8 protein-coding genes and 1 pseudogene are annotated in these 10,984 nt (G+C 67.5%); 5 read left to right on the top strand and 4 right to left on the bottom strand.

The window, feature by feature from the left end; genetic code table 11:
* Positions 1–505: methyltransferase domain-containing protein (locus LQV16_RS21360; RefSeq protein ID WP_229995864.1), on the bottom strand; the 505-nt coding region annotated here is incomplete at its 3' end.
* Between the two features lie 144 nt (positions 506–649).
* On the opposite strand from LQV16_RS21360, the gene LQV16_RS21365 reads away from it, so the two are divergent.
* The 3 genes from LQV16_RS21365 to LQV16_RS21375 all read left to right on the top strand — a co-directional run bounded on the left by LQV16_RS21365 (position 650) and on the right by LQV16_RS21375 (position 5,228).
* A complete protein-coding gene (locus tag LQV16_RS21365) occupies positions 650–3,196 on the top strand; it encodes a DEAD/DEAH box helicase (protein WP_229995865.1) in 2,547 nt (848 codons plus the stop codon).
* A 93-nt stretch (positions 3,197–3,289) separates the two neighbouring features.
* Positions 3,290–3,862, top strand: a complete 573-nt coding sequence (locus LQV16_RS21370; RefSeq protein WP_229995866.1) for a GNAT family N-acetyltransferase — start codon at positions 3,290–3,292, stop codon at positions 3,860–3,862.
* A gap of 19 nt (positions 3,863–3,881) precedes the next feature.
* Complete coding sequence (locus LQV16_RS21375) at positions 3,882–5,228, top strand: alpha/beta fold hydrolase (protein WP_229995871.1); 1,347 nt, start codon at positions 3,882–3,884, stop codon at positions 5,226–5,228.
* Between the two features lie 115 nt (positions 5,229–5,343).
* Here LQV16_RS21375 and LQV16_RS21380 read toward each other — a convergent pair whose 3' ends face one another.
* The 3 genes from LQV16_RS21380 to coaE all read right to left on the bottom strand — a co-directional run bounded on the left by LQV16_RS21380 (position 5,344) and on the right by coaE (position 9,985).
* Positions 5,344–6,372, bottom strand: a complete 1,029-nt coding sequence (locus LQV16_RS21380) for a TerC family protein (protein ID WP_229995867.1) — start codon at positions 6,370–6,372, stop codon at positions 5,344–5,346.
* 162 nt (positions 6,373–6,534) lie between these two features.
* On the bottom strand, positions 6,535–8,616 hold the full coding sequence (gene uvrB / locus LQV16_RS21385) for an excinuclease ABC subunit UvrB (RefSeq protein ID WP_229995868.1): 2,082 nt from the start codon (positions 8,614–8,616) through the stop codon (positions 6,535–6,537).
* A 40-nt stretch (positions 8,617–8,656) separates the two neighbouring features.
* A complete protein-coding gene (coaE, locus tag LQV16_RS21390; protein ID WP_229995869.1) occupies positions 8,657–9,985 on the bottom strand; it encodes a dephospho-CoA kinase in 1,329 nt (442 codons plus the stop codon).
* Between the two features lie 22 nt (positions 9,986–10,007).
* On the opposite strand from coaE, the gene LQV16_RS21395 reads away from it, so the two are divergent.
* On the top strand, positions 10,008–10,709 hold the full coding sequence (locus LQV16_RS21395) for a YigZ family protein (protein ID WP_229995870.1): 702 nt from the start codon (positions 10,008–10,010) through the stop codon (positions 10,707–10,709).
* A pseudogene (locus tag LQV16_RS21400) lies at positions 10,693–10,984 on the top strand (GNAT family N-acetyltransferase); the annotation flags it as partial. The gene LQV16_RS21395 and the pseudogene LQV16_RS21400, both read left to right, overlap by 17 nt.

The raw sequence follows: 10,984 nt of genomic DNA on the forward strand, positions 1-10,984 counted from the left end.
CCCCCACCACGTCCTCGTGGCGCAGAACCCCGGCGAGCCGCCCCGCCCAGGCCGGGGACTCGGCGAGTTCCCGCATCAGGGTGTGGGACGGGGCGTTGAAGTTCCCCGGCACCTGAAGCGCGAACCAGGCGCCAGGTTTGAGGGCATCGAGCCACTCGGGCAGCATTTTCCGGTGGCCGGGCACCCACTGCAGGGCGGCGTTGGTGACCACCACATCGGTGTCTCCGGACGGCAGCCAGTGTGCGATGTCGGACAGCTCGTAGGAAAGATTGGCTGCCGCGGCTGCGTAGTCCTTTGAGGTGGCCAGCATTTCCGGCGAAGAATCCAGGCCCACCACCTGGGCGCCCGGCCACCGGTCCGCGAGCGTCGCGGTCAGGTTGCCGGGACCGCAGCCGAGGTCCACGACGTGCCGCGGGGCTTCGGCATGAATCCGCCCCGTCAGGTCAAAAAATGGCCTGTCCCGGTAATCCCCGAACTGCACATATTTCTCGGGATCCCACTTCATGGCGCCTCCAGTTCCCGGCAAAGTCGTCCTAACCGAAGCCTAGCCCCGCCCCTTGGGCCAGCCAAGGAGGCACCTATTCGCTGCGTGCAGCGCAGGGCCCGCGCCGGTGCCGCGGGCACTGCGCGGGCACTAAGCTGGACAGCAATGAAACTCGTTGATCAGCTCCCCGCCCCGGCCGCCCGAGTCCCCGGCAGGACGGCCCTGGACCCGGACGAGCTCTACACCCGGTTCGTCGAGTGGACCGAGACCCGCGGCCTTGCCCTCTACACCGCCCAGGACGAGGCCGTCATGGAGCTGGCCGCCGGCTCCAACGTCATCCTGGCCACGCCGACCGGATCCGGGAAATCCCTTGTGGCCATCGCCGCGCATTTCCAGGCCATGGCCCGCGGGCAGCGCAGCTACTACACCGCCCCGATCAAGGCCCTTGTTTCGGAGAAGTTCTTCGCCCTCTGCGAGATCTTCGGGGCCGACAACGTGGGTATGATCACCGGCGACTCCGGCGTCAACCAGGACGCCCCGATCATCTGCTGCACTGCCGAAATTCTGGCCAACATCGCCCTGCGTGAAGGTGCGGCGGCCCAACTTGGCGCCGTCATCATGGACGAGTTCCACTTCTACTCGGACCCGCAGCGCGGCTGGGCGTGGCAGGTGCCGCTGCTCGAACTGCCCCAGGCGCAGTTCCTGCTGATGTCGGCGACCCTCGGCGACGTCAGCCGTTTCGAGGACGGCCTCCGCGAACTGACAGGCCGCGCGACAACGACCGTCAGTTCCGCGGAACGTCCCATTCCGCTGCACTACTACTTCGAGCAGACCCCGGTCCACGAGACCCTTGAGGAGCTGCTCGCCACCAAGCAGGTCCCGGTCTACGTGGTCCACTTCAGCCAGGTCGAAGCGATTGACCGGGCCCAGAACCTGATGAGCATCAACGTCTGCACCCGCGAGGAAAAAGACAAGATTGCCGAGCTCATCGCCGGGTTCCGCTTCGCCGCGGGCTTCGGCAAGACCCTCAACCGGCTGGTCCGGCACGGCATCGGCGTCCACCACGCCGGCATGCTGCCGAAGTACCGCCGGCTGGTCGAACAGCTAGCCCAGGCCGGCCTGCTGAAGGTCATCTGCGGCACGGATACCCTCGGGGTGGGCATCAACGTGCCCATCCGCACCGTGCTGCTCACGGCCCTGAGCAAGTACGACGGTGTCCGCACCCGGCTGTTGAACTCCCGCGAATTCCACCAGATCGCGGGGCGCGCCGGACGCGCCGGCTATGACACTGCCGGAACCGTGGTGGTCCAGGCCCCGGAGCACGTGACCGAGAACGTGAAGGCGATGGCCAAGGCCACCGCCAAGTTCGGCGACGACCAGAAGAAGCTGCGCCAGGTAGTTAAGAAGAAGCCCCCGGAGGGTTTCGTGTCCTGGGGTGAACCGACCTACAAGCGGCTGGTCGAGTCTGTTCCGGATCCCCTCACGTCGAGTTTCACCGTGACGCACGCGATGCTGATGAACCTCATGGAACGCCCCGGCGACCCGTTCCAGGCCGCCCGCCGCCTGCTCACCGAAAACCACGAGACCCGCCCGGCGCAGCTGCGGCTCATGAAGAAGGCACTGGGAATCTACCGCGAACTGCTCGCTGCCGGCGTCGTGGAGCGGATCCCGCCGGAAGAGCAGGGTGCAGACGGCCGCACGGTCCGGCTCACGGTCCACCTGCAGGCCAACTTTGCCCTCAACCAGCCTCTGTCGCCGTTCGCCCTCGCCGCGCTGGAGCTGCTGGACCCGGAGTCGCCGTCGTACGCCCTGGACGTTGTGTCCGTGATCGAGGCGACCCTGGAGAAGCCGCGCCAGATCCTGACGGCACAGCAGAAGAAGGCGCGTGGAGAAGCCATCGCGGCGATGAAGGCCGACGGCATCGAGTACGACCAGAGGATGGCGATGCTCGAGGAGGTCACCTACCCGCAGCCGCTCGCGGAGATCCTCGGCGAGGCCTTCGATGTCTACCGCAAGGCCGCGCCCTGGGTCGGCGACTTTGAGCTCGCGCCCAAGTCCGTGGTCCGGGACATGTACGAGCGCGCCATGAACTTCGGCGAATTCGTCCAGTTCTACGGCCTGGCCCGCTCGGAGGGGATCGTGCTGCGCTACCTCGCCGACGGCTTCAAGGCGCTCCGCCAGACCGTCCCGCAGGATGCGCTCCGGGAGGACCTCGAGGACCTCGTCGCCTGGCTGGGCGAACTGGTCCGCCAGGTGGACTCCAGCCTGCTCGACGAATGGGAAGAACTGACGTCCGGCGCTGCGCCCACACCGCACGACGCTCCCCCGCCCCCGCCGCCGTCGCTGACCTCCAACATCCGGGCCTTCCGGGTGATGGTGCGCAACGAGATGTTCCGCCGCGTGGAGCTGTTCGCCGATGAGGCCGCCACCGCCTTGGGCGAGCTCGACGCCGGTTCCGGCTGGGACGCGGAGCGCTGGGAGGATGCCCTGGATGACTACTTCGACGAACACAACGACATCGGCACCGGCCCGGACGCCCGCGGCCCCGGGCTGCTGATCATCACCGAGGGACCCGGCGCGTGGAAGGTCCGGCAGATCTTCGATGACCCGGCCCGCCACCACGACTGGGGCATCTCCGCCGAGGTGGATCTGGCGGCTTCGGACGAGTCCGGGACCGCCGTCGTCCGCGTCACGGACGTCAACCGGCTCTAGCCGGCGGCGCCGGCCCGGGGACGGTGCGCGCCGGCACACGGCGCCGGCGGGGGCCGTCCCGGGGACGGTGCGCGCCGCGGGTAAACTCGAATAATGAGTGTAATCCGCCCTGCCGCACCGCATGACGTCCCTGCCATCCTGCAGATGATCCACGACCTCGCCCTCTACGAGAAGGAACCGGACGCCGTCCGGAATACCCCCGAGCTGCTCACCGAGGTCCTCTTCGGCGAAAATCCGAGGGTCTTCGCCACCATGGCGGAGAACGCGTCCGGCGAGGTGCGGGGCTTCGCCCTCTGGTTCCTGAACTACTCCACGTGGGAAGGCGTCCACGGGATCTACCTGGAGGACCTCTACGTCAGGCCGGAGGCCCGCGGCGAGGGCCACGGCAAAGCACTCCTGCAGCACCTGGCCGCGACCGCCGTCGACCGCGGCTACGCGCGCGTCGAATGGAGCGTGCTGGACTGGAACGAGCCCTCCATCAACTTCTACAAGAAGCTTGGCGCCGCACCGATGGAGGAATGGTCCACCTTCCGCCTCGCCGGAGCCGCGCTGGCGGCTTTCGGCGCCCCCCGCCTAGTTTCCGGCACACTTACCGGGGCAGATCCTGGTGCAGGCGCCCTCGCCGGTTCCCCCGCCGACTCCCGCGGGGCGGCCGCCCGTGGCTGATCTCCCGCTGACGGGGCTCATGGGAGCCTCCCTCCTGGAGTCTGCATCTACCGTCCGGCACAGCGTCCGGGCACGCCACACCTTCCGTGGAATGCGGACCACTGAACACTACTTCCAGGTCCCCCTGGACCACTTCAGCGAGGCGGGACGGCGCGGCGAGACCATCTCGGTGTTCGCCCGCGAGTACGTGTCCACGGAACACAGCGAGGAAAACGCCGCCGAGCTCCCCTGGCTGCTCTTCCTGCAGGGCGGTCCCGGCGGGCGCGGCAACCGGTTCCCGTCCCTGGGCGGCTGGAGCAAGGCCGCCGCGAGGGACTTCCGGATCCTCATGCTGGACCAGCGCGGCACCGGCCTGTCCTCGGCCGTGGACCGCAACACACTTCCGCTGCGCGGCACCGGCGCGGACCAGGCCCGCTACCTGACGCACTTCCGCGCCGACTCGATCGTCGCCGACGCCGAGGCCATCCGGGCGGCCCTCGGCTCCGCCCCCTGGACCATCTACGGCCAGAGCTACGGCGGTTTCTGCGCACTCAGCTACCTTTCCTTCGCGCCCGAAGGTCTGCGCGAGGTGCTCGTGACGGGCGGACTGGCCCCGCTGGGCGGTTCCGCGGACCGGGTGTACAGGGCTACATTTCAGCGGGTCGCGGCCCGGAACGCCGAATACTTTGACTGGTACCCCGAGGACCGGGCCACGATCACCCGGATCGCCCGGCACCTCCGGGACACGGAGGAATTCCTGCCCGACGGCGGCCGGCTCACCGTGGAACGGTTCCAGATGGTGGGCTCGTTCCTGGGCGGCAATACCCGGGTGGACGCGCTGCACCACCTCCTCGAAGACGCCTTCGTGGCCACACCCGACGGCGTCCGCCTCTCGGACGCCTTCCTGGAACAGGTCCGGGGAATCGTCTCAAGGGCCGCCAACCCCTTGTACGCGCTGATGCACGAGTCCATATACGGCCAGGCCGGGGCCACCAGCTGGGCCGCCTGGCGCGTGCTGGAGGAATTCCCGGAGTTCCGCCCCGACGCCGGTGAGCCGCTCCTGACCGGGGAAATGGTGTACCCCTGGTACTTCGAGCAGGACCCGGCCCTGCGCCCGCTGCAGGACGTGGCCCGGCTCCTCGCCGAAAAGGACGACTGGGCGCCGCTCTATGATCCGGAGAGGCTGGCGCTGAATTCCGTGCCCGTCGCCGCGGCCGTCTACACCGACGACATCTACGTGGACCGTGAGCTCTCCCTGGAAACAGCAGCCGCCGTCCGGGGCCTGCAGGTGTGGGAGTCCGACGAGTTCCACCACGACGGCATCGCGGACGACGGCGAGGCGATCTTCGGGCGCCTGCTGGGAATGGCCCGTTCCGCCCGCCGCTGACCTGGCACCGGCTCCACTGATGGCCGCCGGCGCAAACCCAGACAAGGACGGCGCCGGACCTGTGAGGGTCCAGCGCCGTTCTGCTGCGCGCTGCCGGTAAACCGGCGGTGCGGCGCTAGTCGACGTCGCTCAGGCTCTTGCGGGAGTCCTCTTCCAGCCGGGCGTCCAGCTTCGACTTGGACGCCTTGGAGCTGACCAGGCTGGCGACCACCGCGATGACGATGGTGCCGATGATCACTCCGAGCGAGACGTACGTGGGGATCTCCGGTGCCCATTCAATGTGCTGGCCGCCGTTGATGAAGGGCAGCTCGTTGACGTGCATGGCGTGCAGGACCAGCTTGACGCCGATGAACGCCAGGATCACGGAGAGCGCGTGCTTGAGGTAAATGAGCCGGTTCATCAGGCCGCCGAGCAGGAAGTACAGCTGGCGCAGCCCCATCAGGGCGAAAATGTTCGCGGTGAAGACGATGAAGGCGCTCTGGGTGAGGCCGAAGATGGCCGGAATGGAGTCGACGGCGAAGAGCAGGTCCGTCATGCCGATGGTCACAAAGACGATCAGCATCGGGGTGAAGACCTTCTTGCCGTCGACGACGGTGCGGAGCTTGCCGCCGTCGAACTTCTCGGACATCGGCAGGACCCTGCGGATCCGGGCGATCAGCGGGTTTTCCTTGTCTTCCTCGTCCTCGCCCTCGTCCTGGGCCTGCTTCCAGGCGGTCCAGAGCAGGAAGGCACCGAAGATATAGAAGACCCAGCTGAACTGCTCGATCACGATCGCGCCGAGCATGATGAATATGCCGCGGAGGATGAGGGCGATGATGATGCCCACCATGAGCACTTCCTGCTGGTATTTTCGCGGTACCGAGAAGCGCGCCATGATGATGATGAAGACGAACAGGTTGTCGATGCTCAGGCTGTATTCCGTCACCCAGCCGGCGATGAACTGGCCGCCGAATTCCGGGCCGGTGAAGGCGAACATGGCGCCGGCGAAGACCAGGGCCAGGGCCACGTAGAACGCAACCCACAACCCGGCTTCTTTCATGGAGGGCTCATGCGGGCGTTTGAGGACCATCAGCAGGTCGATGGCAAGGATGACGCCGAGGGCGACAAACGAGCCGATCTCAAACCACAGGGGAAGCTCGGGCACGGGGAAATACCTTTCGTAGGGTACAGCTCAGCGGTGTAAGTCTCTCCGACCGCTGGCGCATGACGCTGCCTGGCTGCCCGCTACGCCCGGCGCGGCATCGTAGCCGTGCGTGTTGACGATCGTAGCGCTTGGGATACTCCCCTACGTTTGTCCGAGTTTACCCTAGGCGTGCCCCGCGGATTGCATTTGACGCAGCTCCTTCTTCAGTTCCCCCACCTCGTCGCGGAGCCGGGCGGCGAGTTCGAACTGCAGCTCCCCGGCTGCGGCGTGCATCTGTTCGGTCAGCTGCTCGATCAGGCCAACGAGGTCCTCCGCCGGTGCGGCCGCGAGCCCGTCCGCGCGGATGTGCGCGGCGCCCTTGCCCTTGCCGCGGTTCTTGCCGGCCGCGGCCAGCAGCTCGCGGGTGTCGGCATCTTCCTTGGCCAGCTGGTCGGTGATGTCCGCGATCTTCTTCCGCAGCGGCTGGGGATCGATCCCCTTCTCCGTGTTGTAGGCAACCTGGATGGCGCGGCGGCGGTTCGTCTCGTCGATGGCGTGGGCCATCGAGTCGGTGATCCGGTCCGCGTACATGTGCACCTGGCCGGACACGTTGCGGGCGGCTCGCCCGATGGTCTGGATCAGGGACGTCGAGGAGCGCAGGAAGCCTTCCTTGTCCGCGTCCAGGATGCTGACCAGCGACACCTCCGGGAGGTCGAGGCCTTCGCGGAGCAGGTTGATGCCGACGAGGACGTCGAAGACACCCATCCGCAGTTCGCGCAGGAGTTCGACGCGGCGCAGGGTGTCGACGTCGGAGTGCAGATATTCGACCTTTACACCATGGCCCAGCAGGTAGTCCGTGAGGTCCTCGGCCATCCGCTTGGTCAAGGTGGTGACCAGGACCCGCTCGTTCTTCGCGGTACGGGTCCGGATTTCGCCCAGCAGGTCATCGATCTGCCCCTTCGTGGGCTTGACGACGACCTCCGGGTCGATCAGGCCGGTGGGGCGGATGATCTGCTGGACGGAGCCGTCGGACTTGCCGAGCTCGTATTTGCCCGGGGTGGCGGAGAGGTAGACGGTCTGGCCCACGCGGTCCTGGAACTCGTCCCACTTGAGCGGGCGGTTGTCCATCGCCGAGGGCAGCCTGAAGCCGTGGTCCACGAGGTTCCGTTTGCGGGACATGTCGCCCTCGTACATGGCGCCGATCTGCGGGACGGTGACGTGGGATTCATCGATCACCAGGAGGAAATCGTCCGGGAAGTAGTCGATGAGGCAGTGCGGCGCGGTCCCGCGGGCACGGCCGTCAATGTGCGAGGAATAGTTCTCGATGCCGTTGCAGAACCCCATCTGCTGCATCATTTCCAGGTCATAGGTGGTGCGCATCCGGAGCCGTTGGGCCTCGACCAGCTTGTTCTGGCCTTCCAGCACCGCGAGACGCTCGGCCAGTTCGTCTTCGATTCTCTTGATCGCCCGGCCCATCCGTTCCGGACCGGCGACGTAGTGCGAGGCGGGGAAGACGTACATTTCGGTCTCGTCCCGGAGCACTTCGCCGGTCAACGGGTGAAGGGTCTGGATGTTCTCGATCTCGTCCCCGAAGAACTCGATCCGGATCGCCAGTTCCTCGTACATCGGGATGATTTCCACGGTGTCGCCGCGCACCCGGAACGTGCCGCGGTGGAAGTCCATGTCGTTGCGGGTGTACTGCATGGAAACGAACTTCCGGAGCAGGTCGTCGCGGTTCATCTCCGCTCCCCTGCGGAGGGTCACCATGCCGGCGATGTATTCTTCCGGGGTGCCCAGGCCGTAGATGCAGGAGACGGTGGCCACCACAATCACGTCGCGGCGGGTCAGCAGCGCGTTGGTGGCGGAGTGCCGGAGCCGTTCGACTTCCTCGTTGACGGAGGAGTCCTTCTCGATGAAGGTGTCCGTCTGGGCGACGTAGGCCTCGGGCTGGTAGTAGTCGTAGTAGGAGACGAAGTACTCCACCGCGTTGTTCGGCAGCAGTTCCCGGAATTCGTTGGCCAGCTGCGCGGCGAGGGTCTTGTTCTGCACCATCACCAGGGTGGGACGCTGGACCTGCTCGATCAGCCAAGCCGTCGTCGCGCTCTTGCCGGTGCCGGTCGCGCCGAGCAGCACGACGTCTTTTTCGCCGTTCTTGATGCGCTCGGTCAGTTCGGCGATGGCGGCCGGCTGGTCACCCGCCGGCTGGAACTCGCTGATGACCTCGAAGGGCGCCACGACGCGGTTGATTTCCTGGGCAAGACTCATGTACCTAATCTACCGCCGGGCTGCGACAGGATGTCCTGATTCAGCTTTGGGCAGTTCCTGGGCCGACCGTGCTGGCGGAGCCTGAGGCAGGGGCCGCGGCGCCGCTGACGGTGCCGCTAGCGCCGTCGTCCGCACCGCCGTCGTCCGCCCGCTCAGCGTCAAAGTACGACGGCGCCAGCCATCCCGTGCGCCGCACCCACGCTTCCATCCGGGGCGCAGCGTAGTCGGTGAACCAGCCCTCTTTATCGGCGGCATAGCCGGCGGTGGACTTGTCTGTCTCATGCAGCCCGGCCACCCGCTTCTTTTCCGCGACATAGTCCGCCCGGGCCTCGGGATCGGCGCGGAGCCAGTCGCGGAAGCACAGGGCATACCGCCAGCCCGGGGAACCTGCCGCGCGGAGGTGAAGATTCACCGGCCGGCCTGGATCGGCGTTGCCGTGCAGCCGCTTGCCCCAGTCGGCGGGGTCCGGGTGAGTGGGCTTGGGGTTGTCGGCAATGATGCCGGGCCAGCGCGGGAATCCCGCGTCGGCCAGCAGCGGCGCGATCCGGTCCGCGGCGTCGAGGTCGCGGACGCTCAGCTGGAGGTCGATCACATCTTTGGCGTCAAGGTCCGGGACGGCCGTGGACCCGATGTGGTCCACGGCCAGGACGTCCTGCGGAACCGCGGCGTGCAAACGGGCAATCAGCCGGCCGGCCTGGGCCGCCCAGGCCGGATCGGCGGTGGAGAGGACCGGCCCTTCCGTCCGCGGTGCAATCCGCTGTTCCTTGAGGTTCAGCGCGAACGGCGTCAGCCGCTCCTCCCACAGCGCGTCCACGGCGCGCCGGAGTTGTTCCGGGGTGCCCGCGTTCTCGAGCACGACGTCCGCCGCCGCCAGCCTGTCCTTGCGGCTCGCCTGGGCGCTCATGCGGGCGTGCGCCTGCTCGACGCTCATGTTGCGGTGTTCGGTCATGCGTTGGATCCGGACGCCATCCGGGGCATCCACCACGACCACCAGGTGGAAGTTCTTCCCTTGTCCGGTTTCGACCAGCAGCGGGATGTCCTGGACCACGACGGCGCCGGCCGGGGCGGCGGCAACAATCGCTGCGGCGCCCTCCCGCACCAAGGGGTGGATGATCCCGTTGAGCACGGCCAGGCGCTCAGGGTCGCCGAAGACCATGGCACCGAGCCGAGCCCGGTCCAGCCGGCCGTCCGACGTCAGGATGGCGGCACCGAAGGCCTCGACCACCTTCGCCAGCCCTGGCGTTCCTGGTTCCACGACCTCCCTGGCCAGCGCGTCGGCGTCGACAAGCACTGCTCCCAGTTCGCGCAGGCGCGACGCAACCATTGACTTCCCCGAAGCGATCCCGCCGGTCAACCCGATCTTCAACACCTCACCAGACTAAACTGAACCGGTGGCAGATGCGGCGGAAACCCCCGAGAGCAGGACGGCCCTCTACACCACCCTCGCCGCGGGGACCGAGTTCCGCCACGAAATCGAGGTCAAGCGGTCCCGGTTCATCACCGTCCTGGCCCGAACGGCGGACGAGGACGCCGCCCGGGCCGCCCTGGGCCGCCTGCGCCGGGAATTCCATGACGCCCGGCATCACTGCTTCGCCTTCGTGCTCGGCCCCGACCGGGACGTGCAGAGGTCCAACGACGACGGCGAGCCGTCCGGCACGGCGGGCCTCCCCATGCTCGAGGCGCTGCTGAAGCGGGAGACCGCGCCCGGCGTCGCCGATCTCAGCGACGTCGCCGCGATCGTGGTGCGCTATTTCGGCGGAATTCTCCTGGGCGCCGGCGGCCTGGTGCGTGCCTATTCGGAATCTGTGTCCGAGGCGCTGGAGCTCGCGCCCCTCGTGCGGCGCCGCCGGCTACGAATCTGCTCAGTGCCAGTGCAGCACGCCGTGGCCGGGCGGCTCGAGAACGATCTGCGCGCCGCGGGGTATGTCATGGCTGAAACCCGTTACGAGGCGCAGACTACTGTCCTGAGGCTGGCGCTCCCGGATGATCCGGAAGAGCTGGCCCGGGCCGCGGACCGCGTGGCCGCCATGTCAGCCGGCAGCGCATCGCTGTTGCCCGGAGAAACGGAGTGGATCGATGTCCCCATCAGCTGAGCCCGTGCCCGCGGTCGCGCTTCTTGACGTCAGCGAGGCCGTGCTCGCACAGCTCCTGGAACTTGCGCTCCGGGACGCCGACGCCGACGAGGTCACCCCGCCGCTGGGGACGGCCGCCGGCTGGAACACCGATCGGATCAGCTGGTTCCGCGAATTCCACCGCGCCTCCGCCGCCGGCCTGGACGGTCCCGCGGGGCAGAAGAGCTGGGCCATCAGCTGCGACGGGCAACTGGCAGGGTCCATCCGGCTCAGGCGGACCGACACGGGGCCTACTG

This window comes from Arthrobacter sp. Bi26 (assembly GCF_918697925.1).
Taxonomy (GTDB): domain Bacteria; phylum Actinomycetota; class Actinomycetes; order Actinomycetales; family Micrococcaceae; genus Arthrobacter.